The sequence below is a fragment of the Gabonibacter massiliensis genome (assembly GCA_001487125.1).
In the GTDB taxonomy this organism is placed as follows: Bacteria; Bacteroidota; Bacteroidia; order Bacteroidales; family Marinifilaceae; genus Gabonibacter; species Gabonibacter massiliensis.
In genome coordinates, this window is sequence record LN913013.1 from 233,518 (window position 1) to 259,805 (window position 26,288).

General features: G+C 42.9%; 20 protein-coding genes. 9 read left to right on the plus strand and 11 right to left on the minus strand.

The window, feature by feature from the left end; genetic code table 11:
• Together BN3283_RS05165 and BN3283_RS05170 are read right to left on the minus strand one after the other, a co-directional pair.
• Positions 1–1,494, minus strand: a complete 1,494-nt coding sequence (locus BN3283_RS05165; RefSeq protein WP_059025918.1) for an OmpP1/FadL family transporter — start codon at positions 1,492–1,494, stop codon at positions 1–3.
• Positions 1,495–1,512: 18 nt separating this feature from the next.
• On the minus strand, positions 1,513–2,667 hold the full coding sequence (locus tag BN3283_RS05170) for a hypothetical protein (RefSeq protein ID WP_147625543.1): 1,155 nt from the start codon (positions 2,665–2,667) through the stop codon (positions 1,513–1,515).
• A gap of 162 nt (positions 2,668–2,829) precedes the next feature.
• Between BN3283_RS05170 and proS the strand changes: the two genes are divergently transcribed.
• The 3 genes from proS (at position 2,830) to BN3283_RS05185 (ending at position 6,666) form a co-directional block, all read left to right on the plus strand.
• A complete protein-coding gene (proS, locus tag BN3283_RS05175) occupies positions 2,830–4,305 on the plus strand; it encodes a proline--tRNA ligase (protein WP_041503942.1) in 1,476 nt (491 codons plus the stop codon).
• A 104-nt stretch (positions 4,306–4,409) separates the two neighbouring features.
• Entirely contained in the window at positions 4,410–5,633 is a 1,224-nt protein-coding gene (pepT, locus tag BN3283_RS05180; RefSeq protein ID WP_041503941.1) for a peptidase T, read from the plus strand.
• A 154-nt stretch (positions 5,634–5,787) separates the two neighbouring features.
• Complete coding sequence (locus BN3283_RS05185; RefSeq protein ID WP_059025922.1) at positions 5,788–6,666, plus strand: DUF3078 domain-containing protein; 879 nt, start codon at positions 5,788–5,790, stop codon at positions 6,664–6,666.
• 64 nt (positions 6,667–6,730) lie between these two features.
• On the opposite strand, the gene BN3283_RS05190 is transcribed toward BN3283_RS05185, so the two are convergent.
• The 3 genes from BN3283_RS05190 to BN3283_RS05205 form a co-directional block, all read right to left on the minus strand.
• Positions 6,731–7,579, minus strand: coding sequence for an energy transducer TonB (locus BN3283_RS05190; protein ID WP_147625544.1), 849 nt, complete (start codon positions 7,577–7,579; stop codon positions 6,731–6,733).
• A gap of 240 nt (positions 7,580–7,819) precedes the next feature.
• Positions 7,820–9,559, minus strand: a complete 1,740-nt coding sequence (locus BN3283_RS05200) for a peptide MFS transporter (protein WP_041503937.1) — start codon at positions 9,557–9,559, stop codon at positions 7,820–7,822.
• A 94-nt stretch (positions 9,560–9,653) separates the two neighbouring features.
• Positions 9,654–11,213 (minus strand): peptide MFS transporter, encoded by a 1,560-nt coding sequence (locus BN3283_RS05205; RefSeq protein WP_059025928.1) that lies wholly within the window; start codon positions 11,211–11,213, stop codon positions 9,654–9,656.
• A gap of 111 nt (positions 11,214–11,324) precedes the next feature.
• Between BN3283_RS05205 and BN3283_RS05210 the strand changes: the two genes are divergently transcribed.
• The 4 genes from BN3283_RS05210 (at position 11,325) to BN3283_RS05225 (ending at position 16,207) form a co-directional block, all read left to right on the plus strand.
• Entirely contained in the window at positions 11,325–12,848 is a 1,524-nt protein-coding gene (locus tag BN3283_RS05210) for a bifunctional ADP-dependent NAD(P)H-hydrate dehydratase/NAD(P)H-hydrate epimerase (protein WP_059025930.1), read from the plus strand.
• Between the two features lie 55 nt (positions 12,849–12,903).
• On the plus strand, positions 12,904–14,025 hold the full coding sequence (locus tag BN3283_RS05215; RefSeq protein ID WP_059025931.1) for a DUF4831 family protein: 1,122 nt from the start codon (positions 12,904–12,906) through the stop codon (positions 14,023–14,025).
• 13 nt (positions 14,026–14,038) lie between these two features.
• On the plus strand, positions 14,039–15,829 hold the full coding sequence (locus BN3283_RS05220) for a chloride channel protein (RefSeq protein WP_059025933.1): 1,791 nt from the start codon (positions 14,039–14,041) through the stop codon (positions 15,827–15,829).
• Positions 15,830–15,985: 156 nt separating this feature from the next.
• Positions 15,986–16,207, plus strand: a complete 222-nt coding sequence (locus BN3283_RS05225; RefSeq protein ID WP_009135471.1) for a DUF2795 domain-containing protein — start codon at positions 15,986–15,988, stop codon at positions 16,205–16,207.
• 238 nt (positions 16,208–16,445) lie between these two features.
• On the opposite strand, the gene BN3283_RS05230 is transcribed toward BN3283_RS05225, so the two are convergent.
• The 6 genes from BN3283_RS05230 to nadB form a co-directional block, all read right to left on the minus strand.
• On the minus strand, positions 16,446–16,775 hold the full coding sequence (locus BN3283_RS05230) for a hypothetical protein (RefSeq protein WP_059025934.1): 330 nt from the start codon (positions 16,773–16,775) through the stop codon (positions 16,446–16,448).
• A 181-nt stretch (positions 16,776–16,956) separates the two neighbouring features.
• Positions 16,957–17,478: an NUDIX hydrolase gene (locus tag BN3283_RS14640; protein ID WP_059027177.1), complete on the minus strand. Its 522-nt coding sequence runs from the start codon at positions 17,476–17,478 to the stop codon at positions 16,957–16,959.
• 583 nt (positions 17,479–18,061) lie between these two features.
• Complete coding sequence (gene pheT, locus BN3283_RS05240; protein ID WP_059025936.1) at positions 18,062–20,512, minus strand: phenylalanine--tRNA ligase subunit beta; 2,451 nt, start codon at positions 20,510–20,512, stop codon at positions 18,062–18,064.
• A 67-nt stretch (positions 20,513–20,579) separates the two neighbouring features.
• Entirely contained in the window at positions 20,580–21,506 is a 927-nt protein-coding gene (gene nadA, locus BN3283_RS05245) for a quinolinate synthase NadA (RefSeq protein WP_059025938.1), read from the minus strand.
• Between the two features lie 33 nt (positions 21,507–21,539).
• Entirely contained in the window at positions 21,540–22,385 is an 846-nt protein-coding gene (nadC, locus tag BN3283_RS05250) for a carboxylating nicotinate-nucleotide diphosphorylase (protein WP_059025940.1), read from the minus strand.
• 8 nt (positions 22,386–22,393) lie between these two features.
• Entirely contained in the window at positions 22,394–23,968 is a 1,575-nt protein-coding gene (gene nadB, locus BN3283_RS05255; RefSeq protein ID WP_059025942.1) for an L-aspartate oxidase, read from the minus strand.
• Between the two features lie 361 nt (positions 23,969–24,329).
• Between nadB and BN3283_RS05260 the strand changes: the two genes are divergently transcribed.
• Both BN3283_RS05260 and BN3283_RS05265 read left to right on the plus strand, forming a co-directional pair.
• Positions 24,330–25,526 carry an OmpA family protein gene (locus BN3283_RS05260; protein WP_070807455.1) on the plus strand — a complete coding sequence of 399 codons (1,197 nt, stop codon included), beginning with the start codon at positions 24,330–24,332 and terminating at the stop codon, positions 25,524–25,526.
• A 189-nt stretch (positions 25,527–25,715) separates the two neighbouring features.
• Positions 25,716–26,264, plus strand: coding sequence for an FKBP-type peptidyl-prolyl cis-trans isomerase (locus BN3283_RS05265; RefSeq protein WP_041503917.1), 549 nt, complete (start codon positions 25,716–25,718; stop codon positions 26,262–26,264).
• The last annotated feature ends 24 nt before the right edge of the window (positions 26,265–26,288 follow it).

Below are 26,288 nucleotides of genomic sequence, written 5' to 3' on the forward strand. Positions count from 1 at the left end.
TCAGAATCGTACTCCGACGGTTAACCGGAATTGGTTATCCTGGTATTTTGTTTGTATAACGGGGGATTCTATGGATTTGTAAGCATAAAAAAGACTTTGTTCTTTTGAATATTTACGCATGTAGGCTAAATCCACGTATAAAGAGTTGAAATTAAGTCCCAAACCACCGGAAACGGTTTGTACGTTATTTTTTTCATTCAATTCTCCTTTTTTATAAGGGGATGCCGTGTAGGAATAACCTCCTCGCAAACTCAATACGCTGGAAACTCTGAATTCCGCTCCGGCCCTGAGGTTATTGGTATTTCGATATACTTCCTTGATCATATCGTTAGCTCCCGGTATATAATCGCCGTTTACATCTTCTGTGCCGTAATAATTCGTTCCGTCTCCGCCGCTCAATTTAGACGAGCTGTAATCCACGAATTCGTAATCCACGCTGAGGATAGCCCGCTGGCCGAGTACGGTAGCGATGCTTGCGATAAAACGCCATGGAGTTTTCAGATTATAATCGAAAGAGGTGTTGGCATGATTTCCCCATTGGGTCTCTTTTTCTCCTGCCGGTGGTTCTATGAATTGTGAATAAGCCCCATTCGTAACCTTGTCTGTCAAGCTGTAATAGGTGGGAGTATGTATGGCCAGACCTAACCGAAGTTGGGGGATCGGCCGATAGATTGCCCCGACTTTGAAGTTTATGCCTACTCCGCTGGTCGTGTAATCCTGTACGAAGTCGAACCACATGAGTTTGGAATCTATCTCTTTCCCCTCGACGATCTCCGTGTAGGTGGAATAATGCTTGTAGTGGATGTTTTGTATACCAAGGGTTGCTCCGAGGTAGAGTTTGTCATCGTAATTAGCCCCCACGGATAGCGCGTATTCTCCTTGAAATCCCCTTTCCCGGATGTAGTTCGATTGCCTCATACTGTCCCCTGCTACGATGGGAATTTCGTATTGGTTCTTGCTTTCCGGCTGCAATTTGATCAGATAGGCATCGTAGGCTAAACTGGTGGTAAATTCGTTCAGTGAGTTTCTGTCGTTTCCGTTTGCTTCCATCAGCCATACGTCCAATAACGAATTTTTATCATTGATGTCTCCTCCCTGGTAAATGTTTCGGTTGAAATTATTCAGATTGGTATAGTTGAAGGCGAAATTTATGTTTTTCCACTTTTCATGTATGGGATGAAAGGCGATAACAAATCCTAAATTACCGATGAGATAAGGATTTTTTTCCATATTTCTGTTGCCCGATTTGGAGTGAGTGAAATCGAGAACAGAGGTGAAGCTGATTTCAGAATTACGGAAAACTCCGATTCCTCCGGGGTTCATCGTCGCAACGGAGAGATCTCCTCCTAAGGCTCCGAATGCTCCTCCCATGGCGGTGACTCTGGCACTACCAAAAGGGAATATTCTGGAATATCGCAGAGCGTCTGCCTCGGTTTGAGCCCTAAGGCCCGACGTGCAGAGTAATAACACGATGGTATAATATAATGCTTTCATATAATGCTTTTTGTCAAATTATTTTCTACGTCCGGTTTCTTTATGTTCTCTCGTGCCCGTGTAGCCTCCGCTTCTTGTCGTGGAACTCTTTCCGTAGGAGTTGCTGTTACTTCTTGAATAACCGCTATCGTGCCCTGAATTAGACGAGGAAGAGCCTTGATTGCGTGATCCCCAACTCTGGTTGTTGTTTCTGCCGTACGAAGAGTAACGATTACTGCGGGAGTAGGTATTATAGCTTCGGGCATTTCGATTGTTCGTGTAATGTGTTCTCGTCGCGTAATTCGGTTTTAGATTCGGTTTGGTGGTGTGCCCCCAATGAGGGCGTCCTCCCGGATAATACGGATGCCAGTAACCGTAATTCCAGTGATTATGCCAGTACCATGGATCATGCCTCCATCCCGGATAATATCCGTATCCCCAGTAAGAGGAGTGATTCCACCCCCAAGGATTATACCAGCTGTTCCATCCCCAGTTGTTCCCCCAGGATGAGTAACCGAAACCGAAATTCCAACGGGAATTCCATCGGTCCATGGCAAAACGGTCGAAGCGCGGATCGTTCCACATGACGGTCCACATGAAATCCGGGTAGGTTCCGAAATGTAATTTAGAGTATAGCTCGATGTTGGTATTGGAAGGAAACCACCAATAGCGATTATTGACCGTATAAACATTCCAATCCGAATCGAATGACAGCCTCATGGCGATCTCGTGGGCATTGCCGAAAATAGCGAATCCTTCCGGGTATCGGTTCATGATCCGAACACATTCATCCAAATCGCGTTGATTTCCTTTGAAGCCTCCTATCCAGTATCCCTGGGACTCTTCGTCGATGAGAATAGGGGTGGTACTTTGGGCCTGAGCTTCTTCTACCTGTTTTTGTGTAGCGTAGCGAGCCATCCCGATAGCCTTCGCTCTCGGATTTACTTTTCCGCTATTGGCTTCCGCTTGTTCTTTTGCCAGTACGGCCGGATCTATCTCTTTGGATTTATGTTGTTCTTCCGCGGGATATAAAGAGAGCGTACTCCCCGTTTTTCTTTCTATCTCCTGTACCAAAAGCGATTGTTTGCCGGGTACGTAATAGATGTCGTCTTCGGAAACACGAGCGAAGTCTCGTGTCGTCGAACAGGCGCTGACTAAAGCGGCCAATGTCAGTATAGATAGTATTGTTTTCATAGTTATTAGATTGACCTGTTTCTTTTATCTTATCAAAAAATATACCACACTTTTCATGGTTCGTAAAGCATAAATCGGTATTAGGTATAAAAATAACCATTACCAATCTGAATTCCTACTTTTTTGTTTAAATTTGCTGCGGTTTTATCAAAAAATAATGAGATGGCTAAGTTTTTAACAACAAGAGAAGAGAATTATTCGCAATGGTATAATGAATTGGTTGTAAAAGCCGGTTTGGCGGAAAATTCGGCAGTTCGAGGATGTATGGTGATCAAACCTTACGGTTATGCCATATGGGAGAAGATGCAGCAACAATTGGATAAGATGTTTAAAGATACGGGACATTATAATGCTTATTTCCCATTATTGATTCCCAAGTCTTTTTTTTCAAAAGAGGCTGATCATGTGGAGGGGTTTGCGAAAGAGTGTGCAGTTGTAACTCATTATCGTTTAAAGAACGATCCGGACGGGAATGGCATTGTCGTTGATCCGGATGCGAAATTGGAGGAAGAATTTATTATTCGGCCCACTTCAGAGACCATTATATGGAATACTTATAAGAATTGGATTCAATCCTACAGGGATCTTCCGATTTTATGTAATCAATGGGCTAACGTGATGCGTTGGGAGATGAGGACCCGTATGTTTTTGCGTACGGCTGAGTTTTTGTGGCAGGAAGGTCATACGGCTCACGCGACGAAAGAGGAAGCCATGGAGGAAGCGGATAAGATGGTTCGGGTATATGCCGAATTTGCGGAAAAATGGATGGCTGTACCCGTAATTATGGGACATAAGAGCGAAACGGAACGTTTCGCGGGAGCTTTGGATACCTTGACTATCGAAGCCTTGATGCAAGACGGTAAGGCTTTGCAAGCAGGGACATCTCATTTTCTGGGGCAAAATTTTGCGAAAGCTTTTGATGTGACATTTGCTTCAAAAGAGGGTAAGCAGGAGTATGTTTGGGCTACTTCGTGGGGAGTTTCCACTCGCTTGATGGGTGCTTTGATTATGTGTCATTCGGATGATAACGGATTGGTGTTGCCTCCGAGATTAGCTCCTTTGCAGGTGGTTATTGTGCCGATATACAAGGGAAAGGAGGGCCTTGAAAAGATCAGGGAGAAAGTTAACGGAATAATAGGCAAGCTTCAACAATTGGGTATCAGTGTGAAATTTGACGATCGTGATACGCAAAAACCGGGATGGAAATTTGCCGATTACGAGTTGAAAGGGGTTCCGGTGCGTTTAGCTATGGGAGAGAGGGACTTGGAAAACGGTACCATTGAAGTAGCCCGTCGCGATACACTGACGAAAGAGACTCTACCTTTGGAGGGAATAGAACAATATATTATCAGGTTGTTGGATGATATTCAAGAAAACGTGTATAAGAAAGCCTTGGATTTCCGGAGTAAAATGATCACGAAGGTAGATTCGTACGAGGAGTTCAAAACGCTTTTGGATGAGAAGGGAGGATTTTTCCTTTGTCATTGGGATGGAACTCCAGAAACGGAGGCCCGCATCAAGGAAGAAACGAAAGCGACGATACGTTGTATTCCCTTCGATGCTGAAGAAGAAGAGGGAAAATGTATGGTGACGGGAAAGCCTTCTCATCGTAGAGTATTAATTGCAAGAGCTTATTAATTTAAATAGAGAAGATTCTGTGATTAGGTAATGAGTGATCGTGCGATTTTTATCGCGAAAACCGAATCTCTTAATCGAAAACCTCTGAATCATAAATTGAATATATGTTGCCAGTTGTCGAGCGTTTTATTAAATACGCAAAAATACATACCCAGTCTGACCGGGAAACCGGATTGAATCCCAGCACACCGGGGCAATTAGAATTTGCCTATCTTCTTTGTGATGAGATGAGGGAGATCGGTATGGAGAATGTATCGGTAGATGAGAATGGCTATGTGATGGGATTTGTTCCTTCTAATATGGAGAGGGAGAGTGTTTCTATTGGATTTATTGCCCATATGGATACGAGTCCGGATATGAGTGGCAAACATGTGAAACCGCAGATCATTGAGAAATATACTGGCGTGGATATCTTATTAAGCAAAGAGAAAGGGTATACTTTATCCCCGGATGATTTTCCGGAGCTTATGAATTATGTGGGAAGCGATCTGATCGTGACGGATGGAAACACATTATTGGGAGCAGACGATAAAGCCGGTATAGCCGAGATTTTAACGGCGATGGAATACCTGATTCAACACCCGGAAGTAAAACACGGGACCATTGCTGTCTGTTTTACTCCGGATGAGGAGATCGGCGAGGGGCCCGATCATTTCGATTTGAAGAAATTCGGGGCAAAGTTCGCGTATACTTTGGACGGAGGGGAGGTCGGTGAGTTGGAGTATGAAAATTTCAATGCCGCGATGGTTAGATTGGTTTTTAAAGGAAGGAATTTTCATCCCGGATATGCCAAAAATAAAATGGTCAATTCAATGAAAGTCGCCTATGAATTCATATCCAGTTTGCCCAAGCGGGAAGTTCCGGAGTTGACATCGGGCTACGAGGGCTTTTTCCATCTTTATTCTATAAAAGGGACAGTGGAAGAGACGACGGTAGAGATTTTGATACGTGACTTTGACCGGGAAAATTTTGAGTGGAGAAAAGGGGTGATAGAGAATGGCGTGCGAGATTTCTCCCGGAAATATGAATTACCGATTTTATTGGAGTTAAAAGATCAATACGCGAATATGCGGGAAAAACTGGAACCGCTTCACTATATTGTAGATATTGCCAAACAGGCCATGAATGAGTTGGAAATAAAGCCTTTGATTGTCCCTATTCGGGGAGGTACAAACGGTTCACGCTTGTCTTTCATGGGACTGCCGACTCCGAATCTTTCCAATGGAGCACATAATTCGCATGGACGTTACGAGTATATTCCCGTTTCCTCCATGATAAAAGTGGTAAATCTGCTTGTTCGGATATCGGAACTTTGTACAAAAATTTGAAATTGATATGGCTGATAAGGAAATTTATCGGGATCCATCTCTATAATTTCCACATTATTCATAACTGTTTGTCCTGTTTTTTCGTTTCACATGGAAATGATTACTTTTGTGAAAAAATAAATACTTGTAATTACGAATAATAAAAAATTAGAAAATGGTAAAAGGATATGTATTTTTGATTTTCCTATTGCTTATAGGAGGATCTTTGCATGCGGCAGAGGGACCTGTTCGTGACTCTTCCTGGAAGAATGCCGGTTTTTTTGGACTAAAGATGACACAGGTCAGTTTAAGTAATTGGGCCGCCGGAGGTGAGTCTGCATTAGCTTTCGATGCCCAGCTCACGTATAGTGCCGATTATAAAAAAGATCGGAATTTATGGCAAAATCGGTTGGAGTTGGGATACGGGTTAACCAAAAACGATGGGAAAAGTGCCAGGAAAACCAATGATAAAATCTATTTGGCTTCAACCTATGGTTATCAGTTGTATAAGTCTTTGTATTGGAGTATGTTGCTGAATTTTAACACCCAATTTGCCAAAGGATATGATTACTCCAACGAGGATGCAAGTTTTATCTCTAAATTTATGGCTCCTGCTTATATCGTGGTCGGTACCGGTTTGACGTGGACTCCCAAATCTTATTTTACGGCCACGCTGACTCCGGTTTCATGGAGAGGAACTGTTGTTGCCGATTCCCGTTTGTCCGATGAAGGGGCCTTCGGTGTCAAGGAGGGAAAGCATCTTTTATCGGAATTCGGTGCTAATTTAAGGGCTGAGGTAACTTATGAATTTTGGGAGAATATGAAAATATATTCCCGTTTGGAGTTGTTTTCCGATTATTTAAGAAAGCCGCAAAATGTGGATGTACGTTGGGAGGTTCAATTGAATATGACCGTCAATAAATGGATTTCAGCTACAATTTCTACCAATATGTTGTATGACGATGACGTGAAGGTTGCTCAAAAAGACGGAACCGCAGGCCCTCGTTTGCAATTTAAGGAGGTATTGGGAGTCGGTTTGCAATTTAGTTTTTGATTACGGGGAGCGTGTTTATTATAGCTCACGATTAAAAAACGAGACCTTCTGAAGGTCTCGTTTTTTAATCGTGAATCAGATAACAGTCGTATTCGTAAACTTTTCTATCGAAATCGATAGTTGTCACAATTTTTATGCTTACAGGACGATTGGCAAGCCTGCCCGGTTCCCATCGGGTATCTTTAGATGATAAACCGTTGTTAGAGAAGCGGAGAGCGGAGGATAAGCCGTGTTTTTCCTCCAAAAGGGTAAAATGCCCGTTTTTATCGATGACAAAACTCAACTCGAGTTTTCCGTGAATACTGTCGTTTTTGTGTGAATGTAGGGTGGTGGCTACATCGTAAATGTAATTGGAAATAGTGGCTCCTTTCCCCGGATTGTTTCGAGAAATACTCTTGAAGTATAGTGGGTTTTTATCTAATTTTACGGGACTCCCTTTTAAATCGAAGATAAGGGAAGTTCTGATACGTGTGTCCACTTTGCGTTTGTCATGGTATCCGGCGTTCCACTTCGGAGATTGGGTTAATACTCTGGCTACTTCTTCTTCAAGGAGCGGGTAATTTGTTTTCTCTATATCTATATCGCCTACTTTTCCGTTGTTCTTTACCGTAAATGTGACTTCTATTTTGTGATATATCCCTGAAGAATCATTAAATATGAAAAGATTGTACGGGGATGCTCCTTCTGAAGGTTTACCTTGGAAAGATAGTTCTCTGTGGGTAATTTGATTGACTATCCATTGGGAGAAGGATATGTTTTGCTCGGTCTTTAATGACGGTTTGACGTCTACTTCTTTGTAGGAAAACAGATTGTTTTTGGAAAAATCCTGTGAAAAAAGAGGATGGGTAAAACTTGTCATAAACACAAACGAGGTAGTTAGTAACCATTTGAACAACGTGTTGCTTCGTGCCATATTTGTCTTGTTTTATTTAATAATAACCGTATAAACCATCGAATGATTTACATGGTTATAATAATTGAATCTCTCTATTCGAAATATAAAAGCCAAGTACAATCGAAAAAACTGTTTTCGGATAATTGCCGGACGCTTTCTATATCTTACAAATATAGTTAACATTTTGGGAAATACGATTCCGGACTTGAATAAAAAAGCGAGGTTTTCCGACCTCGCTTTATTTTATGTGGAAAAAAATTAATTTTCTTTTTGTTTGGCAGCGGCCTCGGCAGCGGCTAATTGTTCCTCTGATTCGCGGGTTACTTTTTCGAGACGTCCCATGATAGAGAAGATAAAGATTGCAGAGAGGGCACAACAACCGATAAGGATGCCCCAAAGAGCGACTAAGCTTACTTTTTCCCAGAAATATCCGATGATACCTACTAAGTAATTACCGATAGCAGTGGCGGCAAACCATCCTCCCTGCATTAAACCTTTGTACTTTGGAGGAGCGACTTTCGACACGAAGGAGATACCCATCGGGCTTAAAAACAGCTCGGCACAAGTTAAAACAAGGTATGTATTGATCAACCAGTAGGGAGAAACCATATCGCTTTCCGACATCGGGTTGGCTTGTAGATCGGCAGGAGCCGTTAATCCGAACGAACCGAACATGAGTACTAAGAAACCTAATGCCGCGATGATCATACCGATTCCGATTTTACGAGGGGCGGACGGCTCTTTTTTCTTGCTGTTTAACCAGCTGAACAGGCCCACGAACACGGGTGTCAATATGATGATGAACATCGGGTTAAATTGCTGGAAGATTTGCGGAGTGATCGGTGTTTCGACACCGGCAAATTTGGTTTGGTAAACGAAATAGAGTACTAAAATAAACACGACGGACATAATTCCTCCAATGGGTTTCACTTTTTTCTCTCCGGTAATAACCATGAATAGTCCGTAGAATAATAATATGATAGGTACTAAACCGTAAAGAGAGAACAGAAGACTGGAGTAACCGGTTACATGCGAAACCGTGTAATCACGAGCAAAAAGTGTCATGGTCAAACCGTTCTGGTGGAATGACATCCAGAAGAAAATAACCACGGCGAAAACCAATCCTAAAGCAATCAAACGTTCTTTAGTTTGTTTGGGGGTCAGTTCTATGACAACAGCGTCTTTAGCTCCTTTACCCTGCGCTTTTTCTTTTTCGGTAGCATCAGCAGATTTATAAAATTTACGGAAGCCTAAAAATATGGCTAACGATACGATCAAACTGATACAAGCCACACCGAAACCGTAGTTATAGGATTGGCATAGCACGTCGATGTAGTTTTGAGCAAAAGCCTTTAATCCGTCTAAGCTGCTAATGGTTTGTCCCTGAGATGCAGCGAAGTTAACCAATTCGGTATATCCGGCAGAAGCCTGATTAATGGTTCCGTCGATTAACTGATGTGCTAATGCCGGTATTTTCCCTGAATATTCCAGACCGGATTTTCCCATGATGGAGTTCGTGATGGCCTCGGCCATACTGGGAGCGAAGAAAGCACCGATGTTAATGCACATGTAAAAAATACTGAACGCTAAATCCCGGTTTTTGCTGTATTTGGGCGAATCATAGAGATTACCCACCAGAACTTGTAAGTTCCCCTTAAAGAATCCGGTACCGAGAGCTATAAGGCCTAACGATACGAACATACTGGCCAGACCGCTTCCGAATGCGAGTAAAGCATAACCGAAAAACATGATAACTGTACCGAGTGTAATCGTTTTACCGTAGCCTAAATATTTATCGGCGATAAATCCTCCGAATACGGGTAAAAAATAAACAGCAGCGAGGAAGCCACCGAAAACTTGTCCTGTGGCTGCAGATGTCCAACCATAGCGAGCTTGAAGATACAATGTAAAGATAGCCAACATGGTGTAGTAACCGAAGCGTTCTCCCATATTAGCAAATGCCAATACAAATAATCCTCTTGGATGATCTTTTAACATACAACGTTATTTTAAAATTAATATTATAGTTTGCTGTCGCAAAGATATAAAAAAAGCGAGGCTTTCACCTCGCTTTTGAAATATTATGCTTTATTTATTTTGCGACTCTTTCAAGCCATTTCACCATAGAGAGCATGACAATCATGGAAGCCGCCGTTGCACAAACAAATACTAACCAACAAGCCCATATGGGTACGGAGGTATAAAGGAGTCCTCCGATGAATAACAGTGAGTTTCCTACAGCCGTGGCCGCTAACCAACAACCTTGCATTAAGCCTTGTAAATGCGGAGGTGCTACTTTGGAAACGAAAGACAATCCGAGAGGAGAGATGAATAACTCTGCAACGGTAAGGATGAAATAGAGTCCCACCATGATCCAGGGAGTAACGCGAATGGCACTGATTTGTGCTTCCGTCATCGTGCTTAAGGTCTCTTTTGCCGGTAACACGAAAGAGAAGATCATTAGGAAAATGTAGGCAAGTGCCGCGATTCCCATACCGATAGCGATTTTCATCGGGGTGGAAGGTTCTCTTCTTTGTCTCTTCAAATATCCGAATAACCACATGATCAGCGGTGTTAAGGTTACCACGAAGAAAGGATTCACGCATTGGAATATTTCGGCTCCTTTGATTCTGGTGAATCCCAAGTTGATATCGATGACGCTCAAATCCACGTAATCGCGGGCGAAATACGTCAGGGAGTAACCGTTTTGATGGAACGAGAGCCAGAAAAAGATAACGACGCCGAATACGGCGAACAGGGCGTATATGCGTTGTTTGATCTCTTGCGCATTCATGGTAATCTCTTCCCTGCTTATTTGGGGAGCGCCTTTGACGTTCGATACGGCTTTTTTGGCAGGATCCGGGAATTTTTGTTTGTTGACGATGTAGATCACCAGTGAGATCAACATGGCCACGATTGCAGCCATAAAGGCATATTGGAAACCGCGATTGAAAACATCTAAATAGCTGTTTACAAAGGTGGGTAGATCTGACATGGAACCGCTCAGGTAAGCGGTATTGGCATACTCCGTCAAACGGGTTAAAGATTCCGCGGGCATGGAACTACCTTGTTCGAGGTATTGGTGGCATAATTCCGGTAGGCCGGCATTGTAATCGAAGTTATTCACTTTCAACCACCAGTTTCTGACGCCGATTGCGATCCAGGGAGCGAAGAATCCTCCGATATTGATAAACATATAGAATATCTGGAAACCGGAATCCCTTTTATCGGAATATTCTTTGTTGTCGTACATCTGACCGACTAAAGCCTGTAAATTTCCTTTGAATAAACCGTTACCGAAAGCAATAACCAAAAGTCCAACGCAGGTAATCGTTAGATAAAGTCCCATACTTGGAACGGGAGTTGGGGTCGGTATGGCTATGATCAGATAGCCGACGGCCATCAGAACCAACCCGATAAGTATTGTACCTTTATAATTTTTTGTTTTATCGGCAATGACTCCTCCGACTAATGCCAGTAGATAAATAGAAGCATAAAAAGCCGAGTAGACATATCCGGTTGTGGTCTCGGATAGACCGAATTTTGCAGAGATGAACAACGTAAGAATTGCCATCATAATGTAAAAACCAAAGCGTTCTCCCATATTAGCAAGGGCAGCCGCCAATAGTCCTTTGGGGTGTTTTTTAAACATGATTTTGATATTTATAAATTAATAATGATTTAACTTTGTTCGCACTCCAACCTCGCAAATATAGGATAATTTTTTATCTTTAAAACACGAAAACGTTTGAACTTAGAACCTATGAAAAAGTATAATAAGATTTTTAAAACATCTGATTTAAAAGAAATTGATAGATATACCGTTGAGCATGAGCCGATAAGTTCATCTCTATTAATGAAGAGAGCGGCTGAAGCTATTGCCTGTCGGCTTTTGAAAATTTTTCCGAATAATTCTATTTTTAACATAGTTTCAGGAGTCGGGAATAATGGGGGAGACGGTTTTGCCCTTGCCGGACTCTTGTTGGAAAAAGGGTACGAGGTTGTGGTGTATCACGTGTGGACGGGAGCGTGTTTGTCCGCTGATTGCAAGAAGTATCGGGAAGATTATCTGGCTCGTTCCGGAAGTTGTGTTGATGTTCGGGAGATTTCCGACTTCGATGCGGAATCCGTGGAGGGAATATGGATCGATGCTTTGTTCGGAGCCGGATTGAGTCGTCCGGTAACAGGATGGTGTGCCGGAGTGATAGATAGGATAAATCGCTCCGTTTTGCCCGTTGTTGCGGTGGATATTCCTTCCGGTTTATTGGGAGAGGATAACGCGAAAAATACCGGAAGTATAATGGAAGCCGATTACACGCTTACTTTCCAGTTTCCCAAATTGTCTTTTATGTTCCCCGAAAATTATCGTTATGTGGGAGATTTTGAAGTTTTGGACATAGGTTTGCATCCGGAAATATTACGGGATCTGTTTTCCTCTTATTTTTATTTGACGCCGGATGTGCTTGCAGCCCGTTTGCCGAAGGTCGGAAAGTTCACTCATAAAGGGGAGATGGGGCATGCTTTGTTGATAGCAGGCTCTTATAGGATGATGGGAGCTGCGATACTGGCAGCCGAAGGGGCTTTGCATTCGGGAGTGGGTTTGCTGACCCTTCACCTCCCTCGTTCTTTGAAAAAAATAGTACATCTTGCCGTACCGGAGGTTTTGATCGAAGAAGACGTGAATGAAAATTGCTTTTCCCGTATTTTCGATTGGTCAAAATACCGGGTCGTGGGTATCGGGCCGGGAATAGGAACGTCGACGGAAACAGCTTTCGGGTTGGAGCGTTTGTTGAAAGATTGGAAAGGAAGGATGGTACTGGATGCGGATGCCTTGAATTTACTTGCCGCTGATGCCCGTTTATTGAAATTATTACCCGAAAGTGCGGTTTTGACACCCCATCCCAAAGAATTTGAAAGATTAGCAGGAAAAAGTGAAAATGATTTTGATAGATTAAATAAATTGAGCATTTTTGCAGAAAAATACAATGTATATGTTGTGTTAAAAGGTGCTCATTCTGTGGTAGCTACACCGGAGGGGAAATGTTATTTTAACATGAGTGGTAATCCGGGAATGGCCAAGGGCGGAGCGGGAGATGTTTTGACGGGGATTATTACAGGACTGTTGGCAAGCGGTATGCCTGTACCGGATGCGGTATTAACGGGAGTTTTTGTTCATGGAATGGCCGGCGATTTGGCGAGAGAGGAGATGGGAGTACGCGGTATGAAATCCGGAGATATTATTGCTTTTCTTGGAAAAGCATGGAGAAAATTGGAAACGTTGGTTTAAAGGGTAGGAAAAGAGTGTGTAAGGATTCTTTTTAAAATAATTTAGGAAAAAGATCATGAAAAAGATTTGTTTTATATGGATATTGATCGGATGTCTCTCCTTGTCGGTTTTAGGACAGAAGAAGAGAGAGTTGTCCACCCCGGTTTCGGTGAGTTATATGCTCCCTAAAATAAGCTTTAAAGTGGAAGTAACCATGGAGCGTGTGAAATTAATACCGGGTCCTTTCCGTCAGTATGCCGAACAGCAGTTGGGGATCGGACCGGATATAAATGCGGCGGGGGAAGAGTGGGAACTTAAGGATATACGTATTATTCCCCAGGCTCTTCCCGATACTAAAAATATCTATTCAGTGACAACCACGGGAGAGTATGCCGGAATTTGTTTAAACTTGACGCCGGAGGGTTTTTTGTCCGGGGTGAACGGTAGCCAGAATAGTGCGGATGCGGAAAAAGAGGTGTTCTATATCGTACCTAAAGATAATAAGGAGCAGAAGATTGATTACGTTCGTTTCGGGGTACGTTCTACTTTGAAAGAGGTATTGGATTCTAATTTTTCCATGATAGAGGTCGAGGGGGAGATGCGTCGGGTATGGGACCCGATTGAACGGTACGTGTTGAAAGAGGAGAAAGATTATGTAAAGGAGATCACGGACGAAATTTTTAATATCCGTAAAAAAAGATTGGATTTATTGTCCGGTGTAAGTAGCTCCGGGCCTGCTACTCGGGAAGCATTGAAAGAGTTGGACGCTTTGGAAAAAGATTATCTGAGTCTTTTTATGGGTAAAAAGGTGAAAGAGCGGGTGAAACGAGAGTTTGTCTATGTTCCGCAAAAAGAGGATGAAACGGTAACGCTCTTCCGTTTTTCGAAGACAAGCGGTATTACCGCTAAAAATAACGTATCAGCCGAACCCTATGTGATTGAAGTGAAGAATGTAATTTTACCTCCGAAAGAGAACGATTCTGCACATAAACCCGTAATTGGGGTGACTTATCGGGTTCCGGCCGTTGCCGATTTGGTTTTAACTTGCGGCAATAAAAGTGTGATAACGGAACGGTGTGTTATTCCTCAATTAGGGTATACGAAGATATTTCCTTTGGATGTGATCAATAACGAGGGAATAAGTATAGACTTTTATCCCCGGTACGGTTCGTTAAAAAGCGTGAAGAAGAACCGATAAAAGGAATTGAAATATGGCTGAGTCAACTGGAGAGAAGGGGTTTCTTGGAAAATTTTTAATGTGGCGTGTGCGTAATATCAAGGAGAAGCAATTTATCGTGATATTAAGTATATTAGTCGGGATTGTGACGGGACTTGCGGGAGTTTTGTTGAAAAATATGGTACATTATACGCATGTGTTTTTCACGGAGAGAATGCAGGTCGATAGCGGGAGTCTCCTTTTTTTTGTATATCCTTTTATCGGTATATTGTTGACCACCTTATTCGTGAAATATTTTGTCAAAGAGGATATCAGTCATGGGGTAACGAAAGTCTTGTATGCCATATCCCGGAGGAATAGTATGATTAAACCTCATAATAACTATTCTTCGATGATTGCCAGTACGCTCACCATCGGTTTCGGAGGTTCGGTGGGAACGGAGGCCACGATTGTTTTAACGGGAGCTTCCATCGGTTCTAACTTAGCCCGTCTCTTCCGTATGAACTACAAGGTCATGACGTTGATGATCGGATGCGGTGCCGCGGGAGCCATCGCGGGAATTTTTAAAGCTCCCATTGCCGGCATCGTTTTCACGATGGAGGTGTTGATGTTGGATTTGACGATGGCTTCGCTCGTCCCCTTGATGTTTACGGCTATTACTTCTTACGTGATCGCTTTCTTTTTTATGGGTGACGGTTTTCTGTTTTCTTACCAGATTACGGATAAGTTCGCCATGGGGAATTTTCCTTATTATGTGTTATTGGGAGTATGTACGGGACTTCTTTCCGTCTATTTTATCCGGATGAATCTCCGGGTGGAACATTTTCTGAATAAGATCAAACACCCGTTTAAGAAGATGGCTATCGGAGGAGCGTTGTTGGGTGTTATTATTTTTATTTTTCCTCCTTTGTACGGTGAGGGATATACAGCTTTGGATACGATGATGGGAGGGCAGCCGGATAAGTTGTTGAATAATACTTATTTCTTCGATTTTAGGGACAAGATATGGATACTGCCGCTTTTTGTTATCGGTATGGTGTTTATAAAAGTTATAGCCACGGCATTGACTAATGGTAGCGGCGGTGTCGGCGGTGTTTTTGCTCCGAGTCTGTTTACGGGAGGGGTTGCAGGTTACCTGTTAGCCATGTTGATCAATTTAAGCGGTATTCGCGAGGTGCCGGAGAGTCATTTCGTTTTGGCAGGCATGGCCGGGGTAATGTCCGGAGTAATGAATGCCCCCTTGACAGCCATGTTCCTGATCGCTGAAATATCGGGCGGTTACGCGTTACTTCTGCCGTTGATGTTGACATCGGTTATGGCATATCTGACGAGCCGGGGAATGGAGCCTTACTCGATCTATGCCCGTCGGTTGGCGATGCAGGGCGATCTGTTGACTCATAATAAAGACAAGGCCGTTCTGACGTTGATGAAATTGAATAAAGTGGTGGAAACGGATTTCAAAACCATCGGGATCGATTCGACCTTGGGCGATTTGGTTAAAATTGTTTCCAAATCGAGTCGTAATCTCTTTCCCGTATTGGATAACGACGGCCATTTATTGGGAATCGTTTTGTTGGATGATATCCGTAAAATAATGTTCAATCAGGAAATGTATTCCAAAACCTATGTCCGAGATTTTATGATAGCTCCTTCCGTCGTTATAGATATAGAAGATTCGATGGAAAAAGTGATGAAGAAATTTGAAGAGTCGGGTGCATGGAATCTGCCTGTTATTCAGGATCATAAATACTTGGGATTCGTGTCTAAGGCAAAGATATTCAATACTTATCGTAAAGTGTTGATCCATTTCTCGGATGATGAGTAACGAAAATAGAAACTTTAGTGCTATTTGGTTAGGAATAAGGAGTATGTTATTTGTATTAATTCTAAATAACTTCTTATTCCGCGAATAGAGTTGTATTTTTAGAAATAAAACATATATTCGCGGCAAAATATAGAATTTACTCTAAAACGATATATCATGTATTGGACACTGGAACTTGCCTCTAAATTGGAAGATGCACCTTGGCCTGCATCAAAAGATGAGTTGATAGACTATGCCATTCGTTCAGGGGCGCCTATGGAAGTTATTGAGAATCTTCAGGATATTGAAGACGACGAAGAGATATTCGAAAGTATCGAGGATATTTGGCCGGATTATCCGAGTAAAGATGATTTCTTCTTTAATGAAGATGAGTATTAGAGACAGAAAGCATTAAATAAAAGCCACCATTTTTATGGTGGCTTTTATTTTAAATATTAGAGAGAATCGATTAATGGCTATTTTGATAATATAGAGGATATATTTAAGCTAATCTTCTTTCTTGTAAAGAAGTTTTGTTTCTTGAGTTTTATTTACAGATATGCTATTAGATAAAATGAAAGAACTTCTGCTTTTTCCTGGTCGCCCATCTCCACTCCTTATTTTAATTCCCTTGGGGCTATTTACCCCATACTAACTCCATGTTGGAATAGGGACGTGCCGATAAAACCGAGTTGGCTCCTTCGGGATGCTTTTCCAATAAATAATTACCCGCGTAAAAAATAACGACAAGTATCAGCAGGATATCAATCAGGTAAGCGTTCGCGTAGGGTATGGCCGATGGTAACGATATGGCAATCCATTCCGGTTCAACTAAATTGCTTTGTGTTATACCGTGAAGAAAGGTTACGATCAACACGGTTAACACGGCGATCACACGGAAACTCCACTCTCTCGATATCGTTTTAGCCTCGTAACGGGCAAGCAGGCCAACATTTCGAAAATTCATGTTTAATTTTTTAGTATCGCGTTCGATGTAAAGAAATGGTTAAATCATGATCGGCATATCAATACTTGCCGACATGATAATATTTTACTTTTTTACAAATATAAAGAATAAAATATTTACTATTGTATATTTAGTTTGAAAATATTCCCTAAGAGTAGACAGCGGCTGCTGATTCTCAGGATTATGCCGGACGCTTCTTTAGCATTCGGGAATATTCGTGAATAAAGTTCGGCGTGAAAATGTTGTTTTGCAGGTTGTTTTCTATCTCTTGACGGCTCCAATAACGGCCCTCTTCTACTTCATCGTTATGGATGTCGATCGGGTCATGTGAGGTGGAAAGAAAGGAGAAAACCAATTCTCGTTCTTGTGGGGATTCCCACACGTAGGAACCTAAAAATCTTGCTTTGAACTGGCGAATTCCCAACTCTTCGAATGTTTCCCGTTTTAGAGCCTCTTCTATTTTTTCGCCGAATCCCACGTGGCCTCCTACGGCCGTATCCCACATCCCCGGGAGAAGATCTTTTTTCCGGCTCCGTTTTTGCAAAAAGAGGTCTCCTTTCGAATTGATCAGATGAAGGTGAACGACAGGATGGAGTAATTTGGAACCGGAATGGCAGCTGCGCCGGGTGGCTTTGCCGGTTATCTCCCCTTTTTCATTTACCACGGGTAACCACTCCTCGTAACGGGCCGCTCCGGCAAGTATTCTGTTTTTGACAAACAGGGTAACGAAAAACAATCCGATCAACAGGTACAATAACGGGCCGTTGATGAATGAATAGACTGATTCGGAGACTGTAAAGGCTGAGACAAATACAATTAAAGTGTGTATTCCTAATAGATAAAACAGGAATTTGATTATGCGGCGCATAGCATTTTTTTGTTCCGGGGTAATTTGTACGGAACGTCTATAGGGGGCTGGTAGGGTGTACGTGATATCGGCCTTGGAAAAAGCAAATATACCCAATAAAAGGGTTAGGGCTGCCTCGATAACGGCCGGTTGCAACTTTTCTAAGGAACTACCTTCAGAGACTACGGACAAAATTCCCAATACTATGAATAGAACGGTATTCCATAGAATCGGTTTATCAACCCTTTTGTCCTTCAATAAAGCATACAAAAATTCGCCTCCTCCCAATACGATGGCCGCGAGCAATCCGATCTTAGGGCCGAAGAATTCGTCAGCAATAAAATAAGCGACGATTAAAAGAAAGGAGGGAAGCAATGATTTGTATGGAGCCATGATCAAATAATTGAAAAAAACGGCAGGGATTTCCCTGCCGTGTAGGTTATCGAATCTCAGCGTTAAACTGATGTTTGTAGGCACCGATCAATTTGTTCATGATTTTATCAATCTGTTTATCCGTGAGCGTTTTCTCTTCGTCTAACAAAGTGAAGCTGACAGCGTATGATTTTTTGCCGTTTCCTAATTTTTCACCCTCGTATACATCGAAGAGCGTAACTGATTTCAGTAAAGATTTCTCTGTCCGTAAAGCCAACTCTTTAACCTCTTTAAAACTGACCTGTTTATCCAATAACAAGGCCAAGTCGCGTTTCACCGATGGAAATTTAGGCATGGGGACGAAGGCTATCTTATGGTTTTTCAGGGCTTTTAAAATATTTTCCCACGAGAATTCGGCATAATAGACCTCCTGGTTTACATCGGTTTTTTTCAGAGGCAGTTTGCTAAGTATTCCCATGGAGACGATAGGTTTGTCTCCCATCTTGTAAATCAATCCCTCTTTGAAGATATCTTTGTCGGTCTCTTCCGTTTTCAGGTGATCCGGGTGGATCCCCAATCGATTCAGGATCATTTCGCAATACCCTTTCAGATAGAAAAAGTCCGTTTTTGTCTCTTTGGCGTTCCAATTCAAGTTATTTTTACTACCGGTGATAAACAAAGCCAACAGGTCTTCTTCTTTGTATTGTTTCAAAGGATTGTCGATCCCCTCTTTTTTATGGAAAGTGTATGACTTGCCGAATTCGAATAATTTCAGATTGTTGTTTTTGCGGTTGATATTGTAGCTTATGTTTTCCAGTCCGCCGAAAAGTAAAGTCTGACGCATCGCGTTCAGGTCTGAGCTGAGCGGATTGTACAGCATGACGGTGTGTTCCGGTTGATAAGTTTTCGTTTCTTCGAAATAGCTCGCCTTAGTCAGGGAGTTATTCATCACCTCGTTGAATCCGTTGGCTGCCAATAGATCGGATATCAGATTTTTTAACCGGAAATCGTCTGGTTTTTCCGAATAGCTGAGCGTGGAATTTACCTTTGCGGGAACTTCCACGTTATTGAACCCGTAAATCCTCAGGATATCTTCGATGACGTCGGCTTCTCTTCTCACGTCTACCCGGTAAGGAGGAACATTTAACAACACTCCTTCTTCCTCTTCTTTTACGATTTTGATTTCTAATGCCCGCAATATCTTTTTTATTTTTTCATGTTCGATCTTTTTACCGATCAAACGGTCTACGTGGGCATATTTTATGCTTACCTCGAAATCTTTTACCGGTTCGGGATAAATATCGATGATCTCGGAGGTGATTTCACCTCCGGCGACCTCTTTGATCAGTAAGGCGGCTAATTTTAAAGCGTAAATCACGATATTGGGATCTGTTCCTCTCTCGTACCGGAAAGAGGCATCCGTATTCAAACCGTGACGACGGGCTGTTTTACGAACGAAAACAGGATCAAAACAGGCGCTTTCCAAGAATACACCGGTAGTAGATTCCGAAATACCGCTTTCCAAACCACCGAAAACTCCGGCGATGCACATGGGCTCTTCCCGGTTACAGATCATCAGGTCGTCTTCATGCAACTCCCTTTCCACTCCGTCTAACGTGATGAATTTAGTGCCTTTCGCAACGCTTTTGACAATGACCTCGTCTCCTTTGATTTTAGCCTTGTCGAAAGAGTGAAGTGGTTGTCCCAAACCGAAGAGAATGTAGTTGGTGACGTCTACGATGTTATTGATCGGATGTAAGCCGATCGCCTTCATCCTGTTCTGTAACCACTCCGGAGAGGGCTTTACCGTTACCCCTTCTATGCAAATTCCAGCGTAACGCCGGCAAGCTTCAGGGCGTTCAAGACGTATTGAAATAGAAGAATCCGTACGGTCTGCCTTAAAGGCGTCTACGGAGGGCAAGGTGTAACGGATCTCTTCCGTTTGTTGCAGGTAGGCTGCCAGGTCGCGGGCGACTCCAAGGTGGGAAGCTCCGTCGATACGGTTGGGCGTAATGTCTATTTCTATCGTGGTATCGCGGTAAATATTAAAATAGTCGGCGGCAGGTATGCCTACGGGAGTATCCTCCGGAAGGACCATAATACCCGCGTGATCCGTGCCGACGCCGATTTCATCTTCGGCGCATATCATACCGTTGGAAGAGATCCCTCTGATTTTTGATTTCTTTATGACAAACTCTTCGTCATCCTTGTACAGGGTTGTACCGACGGTTGCAACGACCACTTTCTGGCCGGCCGCCACGTTTGGGGCCCCGCATACGATTTGTTCCGGTTCTCCATGTCCGAGATCGACCGTGGTCACGTGAAGATGGTCCGAATCCGGATGCGCCTCACACGTCAGTACGTGTCCCACGACTAATCCTTTCAAACTTCCTTTTATCGCTTCGAATTCTTCGTAACCTCCTACTTCCAGGCCGATACTTGTCAGAATCTTACAAATCTCCTCCGTGTTGCGGTTGATTTTCAAATAGTCTTTCAACCAGTTCAGTGATATATTCATGTTGCCATTTTGTGTTTAAGTTATTAAATGCTTGAGTGATCGTATCGGGATCACGAACTCTTTTACGTTATCCGATCTCCAGCATGCGCTGGATGGGTAACCAGGCTTTTTCCCTTAACTCATCCGGGACCCGTACTTCGAACTGCTCTTTTTCCAATGCTTCCCAAACGCTTTCTAAAGTCACTTTCTTCATTTGTCCGCAAATAGTTTTGGGATGGATCGGGATAAATTCTTTCGTCGGATTATCTTGTTGTAACTTGTGTATGGTTTCCAATTCGGTAGCGATGATGAATTGCTGTTTGGGCGATTCTTTCGCGTGCTTGATAATACCTGCCGTGGAGTACATGTATGCCCGCGGATGGTTCAGAATACGATCGTCGGCCGAGCAGGAAGATTCCGGGTGAATCAATACGTCGGCTTCAGGGTATTGTTCTAATTTTTCCAGCACCATATCCGCGTCTATCTTATCGTGGACACAGCAGTCTCCGTTCCAGATTTCCATCTCTCTTCCGGTTACTTTTTGGATGTAGGCTCCTAAATTTTTGTCCGGGACGAAAAGAATCTTTTTATCTTTTGGGAGGCTCTGCACGACTTTTAACGCGTTGGATGAAGTACAGCAATAATCCGTATAGGCTTTTACTTCTGCCGTCGTGTTCACGTAACTGACTACTAAGCCGTCGGGATTTGCCTTTTTCCATTGTAGAAGGTCATAACCTGTCACGCTTTCAGCCAAAGAACATCCTGCTCCTTTGGCAGGAATTAATACCTTTTTATCCGGTGAGATGATAGAGGCTGTTTCTGCCATAAAGTGAACTCCGCAGAAAACAATAAGGTCGGCGTCCGTATTCCCTGCCATGCGGGATAAGCCGAGGGAGTCTCCCAAATAATCGGCAATATCCTGAACTTCGGGACGGGTATAGTAATGTGCCAGAATAATAGCGTTTTTTTCTGCTTTTAGCTGCTTTATTTTGTCGATGATCTCTGTCGTTGTCATAATTTTTCCTTTTGAGAATCAAAGATAATGAAATTATTTTTGATCGCCGATGATATTCATGCTGATATCCAAAGCCGTTACCGAATGGGTCAGGGCTCCGACACTGATATAATCCACACCTGTCGCGGCCACCTCTTTCAACCGGGGAATGCTCATGTTTCCGGAGGCCTCCGTTTTGGCTCTTCCGGCAATCATTTTTACGGCTTTGGCCATCATCTCGTTGCTCATATTATCGAGCATGATGAGATCGACTCCGCAATCGATGGCCTGTTGTACTTCCTCTAAGTTGGTCGTTTCCACTTCCAATTTGACACTTAGCGGTAGATTGGCTCGCACTTGTTTTACGGCGTTGGGGATTCCTCCCGCTACTTTGATGTGATTGTCCTTCAACATGATCATATCGTAAAGCCCCATCCGGTGATTGGTTCCGCCGCCTTGATGAACGGCCATTTTATCCAATAGTCTTAATCCGGGAGCCGTCTTTCGGGTATCTAATAATTGGGTGTGCGTTCCGGATAACTCCTTCATGTATCGTGCCGTTGCGGTGGCGATTCCGGACATCCGTTGCAGGATATTCAAAGAGAGACGTTCTCCGCATAGCAGGGTGCGATAACTGGCTTCAATGCGCAGGATGATGTCTCCTTTTTTCACGGGGGTGCCGTCGTTTACCAACGGCTTCCAAACGATATCTTTTTCAAATCGTTCGAATACCCTTCGGGCTATCTCCAACCCGGAAATAATTCCGTCGGCTTTTGCCTTCATTTCGGCAGTAGTCTTGGAGTGGCTCGGAATAATGGCATTGGTCGTGATATCTCCCGTGGAGATGTCTTCTTCGATGGCGAGATCGATTAATCGTTCAATGAGGCTATCGTTTTGCATATGTTTAGTTATTTCATGTTTAAGTTTACGGGAGATTTTTTTATCTCGCGATTCAATTGTTGAATAATGTGACACGCGTAAATGGGGTCGTTCTGAGCGGGATAGTCCGCCCTGAAATGACCTCCGCGGCTCTCTTTGCGGTATAAAGCCGATTGTATGATCAATTTGGCGACATAAATCAGATTCTTACTCACTGTCGAATAGTATTCGTTCTTTTCGAAAGTTTGTGCCGACAGCCATTCGTCTAAATCGTCGAGTCCTTGTCGTAATCCTGATTCGGTCCGGATAATACCTGCATTTCGGGTCATGATGTCGGCGATCTTGTTTTTCAGTTCCAGGTAAGCATTCTGCTTTTCCGGCAATAATTTAAAATGAGAAGTGACGACCGGGAAGGGGTGTACTCTTTTGTTCATTATCGAATCTTCCACGGCCCGTTTGCCGAATACGAGGCATTCGATCAGGGAGTTGGAAGCCAATCTGTTTGCTCCCATGATTCCCGATGAAGCTAATTCTCCGCAGCAGTAGAGATGGGGGATATTCGTACGTCCCGCCACATCCGTCCTTACTCCTCCGACCGTGTAATGGGCTGCCGGAGCTACGGGTATGCGATCGGTCATGTCTATCCCCAATTCGGTACACTTTTCGAATATGTTCGGAAAACGTCTTTTTATTTTTTGAGGATCTAAATGTTTCAAAGACAGGTACACGAATTCCTGATGATGCTTCTGCATCTGCTCGAATATGGATTGGGCCACGATATCTCGGGGAGCCAGTTCGGCCAATTCATGTTTACCCACCATAAATCTTTCTCCTTGTTGATTGAGCAAATGGGCTCCCTCGCCGCGGACGGCTTCACTTACGAGGTAAGCTTCTCCAGTGGGCGTATATATGGCAGAGGGGTGAAATTGAATGAACTCCATGTCGGCAATTTCACATCCGGCGAAATAGGCGAGAGCCAACCCGTCTCCAATCGTCGAGTGGGGATTGGTGGTACGCTTGTAGATGGCAGAGGCTCCTCCGGAGGTTAAAAAGATATTGTCTCCGGTAAAGATTTCCTCCCGGTTCGCGTTGAAATCCCAACAACGTACTCCATAGCATCCGTGTTCATCTATCAGTAAATCGATTGCGGCATGATTGTCGAAAACGGTTACGTTCTGACAATGCTCTACTTTGTCGATGACGAAATTCGTGATCATTTTTCCCGTGGCATCTCCTCCCGCGTGTAAAATCCGTTTTTGGTGATGTCCTCCTTCCAAGCCGAGAGCCAAGGTTCCGTTCTCCGTATCGAAATGCATCCCCTCGTCGATAAGTTCCTGTATTCTCCGGGGACCTTCGTTTACCAGAATATTAACGGCGGGATAGTCACAAAGTCCTCTTCCGGCTGTAATCGTATCCTGAAAATGAAAAGACGGGGCGTCGTGTTCGTCTGTTACGGCAGCGATTCCCCCTTGTGCGAAGTATGAATTACTTTCTCTTATATTGGATTTAGTCAATAAGGCTACTTTCCCGTAAAGAGAGGCCCGATAAGCCGTATACAAACCCGCTAAACCACTTCCGACAATGATATAATCGTAACTACACATTTTGATTCATGTAAATTGATGCGAAAGTATTAAATTATTTTGTGTGTAACAAATTAAAATGAGAGCATAATGAAGGAATATCTCCTATTTATTTCAGCGGGCGAAATTAGGAACATGATTTATGGAAGAGTGAAGAGTTTTATCGTTTGGATTAATTCGTGAAATCTTCGGGGTTACTTGTGTTAAAATATGTTTCCTATTGGGTAATATTAATTAAATTAATTTAAAAACAAGACAAAAAAGTGTTTCTGACACTTCGGTATGTAACATTTAGAGGGTGAAGTTTCGTATTTTTGTTGTTCGAAAGAATGACGGCAGTCAGACTTTGAAAAATACAAGTTACTAAAATAAATGAAAGAAGATGAAAAAGACTCTATTTATGCTATTGGTTGCAGTTATGCCTTTGATCGCAACTGCACAGGAAGAAGAAGTGAAAGTAAAAGTGAAGGAGAAAGAACAAGCCCCTTCATGGAGTGGATTTGTAACAAATCGGTTCTGGGATAATTGGTTTATCTCTATAAGTGCCGGTGGGCAGGTTTATTTCGGGGAATTTGATTCCAAAGAGGATTTCGGAAGACGGATTACGCCGACTTTTGATTTTTCAATCGGAAAATGGATTGTTCCCACTTTGGGAGCCCGTGTACAAGCCGGAGGATTTACATTGAGAGGATTGACGAATGACCCGAATAATATTTATGCGAAGGGAGTTTCCAATAAAGGCGAAGGACTTTACAAACAAAAGTGGCAGCAGTTCAATATTCATGTGGATGGGTTGTTAAATCTATCTAACTGGATAGGAGGTTATCGTACCGATCGTTTTTATGAGGCCATACCTTTTGCTGGATTCGGTATGATACATGGTTGTCAGTCGGATGGAACGACCGATTTTATGTTTGTTGGCGGTTTGATCAATAAATTCCGTTTATCGGATGCTTTTGATTTCAACGTGGAGATTAAAGGTTCTTTGGTTCCTCAGAAGTTCGACGGTGAGGTCGGCGGTAGCCGGGGAGAAGGAATCCTTGGCGTTTCTGCCGGGTTTACCTATAAGTTTAATCAACGGAAATTCAGAAGAGAGAAAAAGGCTGAAATCATCTCTACCGGAATCTCTCCGGCCGATTTAGCAGCCGTGGAAGCTTTGTTGGCAGAACAGACCGCACGTGCGCAACAGTTGCAGGATGCTTTAGCTCAGGAACGTGCAAAAGCAAGACAGGAAGCCGTACAGGTTGCGAAAGAGAGTAAAGCCGCTCCTTTGGCTATTTTCTTTAAAATCAATAAGGCCAATATTACGGCTAAAGAGATGATCAATTTGAAATATTACGCGGAAATTATCAAAGAAAATCCGAATAAGAAATATAAAGTAACGGGTTATGCGGATAAGGCAACCGGAACGCCTGCTTACAACCAGAAGTTAAGTGAAAAGAGAGCCCGTAATGTAGCCGATGCTTTGATTAAGAAGTTCGGAGTGAATCCGAATCAGTTGGAAGTAATCGGTATGGGTGGCGTTGACGGCTTGTACAATGGCGATATCCAATTGAATCGCGTCGCTATTGTCGAATAACACGATTCGTCGGCCACGACTTTGGACAACGTGAAATATCCGGAAAACATTTGAATACATGGCTTCTATAAATGCTTGTACTGAATGTTTTCCGGATATTTATTATTTTGTAGGATATTAAACGGAATATATATTGTTCTTCAGGTAAAAAATCCTACTTTTGCGAATGAATAATTAAAAAACTATGAGATGATTACAAAAAATAAATTTGTGAGCGTAAGCTATGAGTTGAGAACAGAACCGAATGGGGAGATTTTGGAAATGGCTGATGCTGATACTCCGTTGGAATTCATTTGTGGGCAAGGTCAAACGTTAGAATATTTCGAGATGAATCTCTTGGATTTGAATACGGGTAATTCTTTTGATTTCAAAATTCCGGTGGCGAATGCCTATGGTGAAGTGAATCAGGATATGATCGTAGACCTTCCTAAAAATATATTTGCAGAAGTTTCACCTGAGGAGTTGACTGTAGGGAATTCCTTACCTATGATGGATAGTTTGGGACGCCATTTGGAAGGTGTTATTGTCGGAGTGGATGACGAGAACGTGAAGATGGATTTTAATCATCCGTTAGCCGGAAAAGATCTCTATTTTAAAGGAAAGGTATTGGCCGTGAGAGATGCGACGGATGAAGAATTGGAAAAACTGCATTCTTCCAAGTGCGGGGGATGTCACGGATGCGGATCCGAGGGAGGATGCGACTCGGGACACTCTTGTAGTGACGGATGTTGTCATTGATCGTTTAGAAGATATCTGAAATGG

Bases quoted from the DNA above. Each gene is read 5' to 3' on its own strand.
- BN3283_RS05165 (WP_059025918.1), bottom strand. From the start codon at position 1,494: ATGAAAGCATTATATTATACCATCGTGTTATTACTCTGCACGTCGGGC.
- BN3283_RS05170 (WP_147625543.1), bottom strand. From the start codon at position 2,667: ATGAAAACAATACTATCTATACTGACATTGGCCGCTTTAGTCAGCGCC.
- proS (WP_041503942.1), top strand. From the start codon at position 2,830: ATGGCTAAGTTTTTAACAACAAGAGAAGAGAATTATTCGCAATGGTAT.
- pepT (WP_041503941.1), top strand. From the start codon at position 4,410: ATGTTGCCAGTTGTCGAGCGTTTTATTAAATACGCAAAAATACATACC.
- BN3283_RS05185 (WP_059025922.1), top strand. From the start codon at position 5,788: ATGGTAAAAGGATATGTATTTTTGATTTTCCTATTGCTTATAGGAGGA.
- BN3283_RS05190 (WP_147625544.1), bottom strand. From the start codon at position 7,579: ATGGCACGAAGCAACACGTTGTTCAAATGGTTACTAACTACCTCGTTT.
- BN3283_RS05200 (WP_041503937.1), bottom strand. From the start codon at position 9,559: ATGTTAAAAGATCATCCAAGAGGATTATTTGTATTGGCATTTGCTAAT.
- BN3283_RS05205 (WP_059025928.1), bottom strand. From the start codon at position 11,213: ATGTTTAAAAAACACCCCAAAGGACTATTGGCGGCTGCCCTTGCTAAT.
- BN3283_RS05210 (WP_059025930.1), top strand. From the start codon at position 11,325: ATGAAAAAGTATAATAAGATTTTTAAAACATCTGATTTAAAAGAAATT.
- BN3283_RS05215 (WP_059025931.1), top strand. From the start codon at position 12,904: ATGAAAAAGATTTGTTTTATATGGATATTGATCGGATGTCTCTCCTTG.
- BN3283_RS05220 (WP_059025933.1), top strand. From the start codon at position 14,039: ATGGCTGAGTCAACTGGAGAGAAGGGGTTTCTTGGAAAATTTTTAATG.
- BN3283_RS05225 (WP_009135471.1), top strand. From the start codon at position 15,986: ATGTATTGGACACTGGAACTTGCCTCTAAATTGGAAGATGCACCTTGG.
- BN3283_RS05230 (WP_059025934.1), bottom strand. From the start codon at position 16,775: ATGAATTTTCGAAATGTTGGCCTGCTTGCCCGTTACGAGGCTAAAACG.
- pheT (WP_059025936.1), bottom strand. From the start codon at position 20,512: ATGAATATATCACTGAACTGGTTGAAAGACTATTTGAAAATCAACCGC.
- nadA (WP_059025938.1), bottom strand. From the start codon at position 21,506: ATGACAACGACAGAGATCATCGACAAAATAAAGCAGCTAAAAGCAGAA.
- nadC (WP_059025940.1), bottom strand. From the start codon at position 22,385: ATGCAAAACGATAGCCTCATTGAACGATTAATCGATCTCGCCATCGAA.
- nadB (WP_059025942.1), bottom strand. From the start codon at position 23,968: ATGTGTAGTTACGATTATATCATTGTCGGAAGTGGTTTAGCGGGTTTG.
- BN3283_RS05260 (WP_070807455.1), top strand. From the start codon at position 24,330: ATGAAAAAGACTCTATTTATGCTATTGGTTGCAGTTATGCCTTTGATC.
- BN3283_RS05265 (WP_041503917.1), top strand. From the start codon at position 25,716: ATGATTACAAAAAATAAATTTGTGAGCGTAAGCTATGAGTTGAGAACA.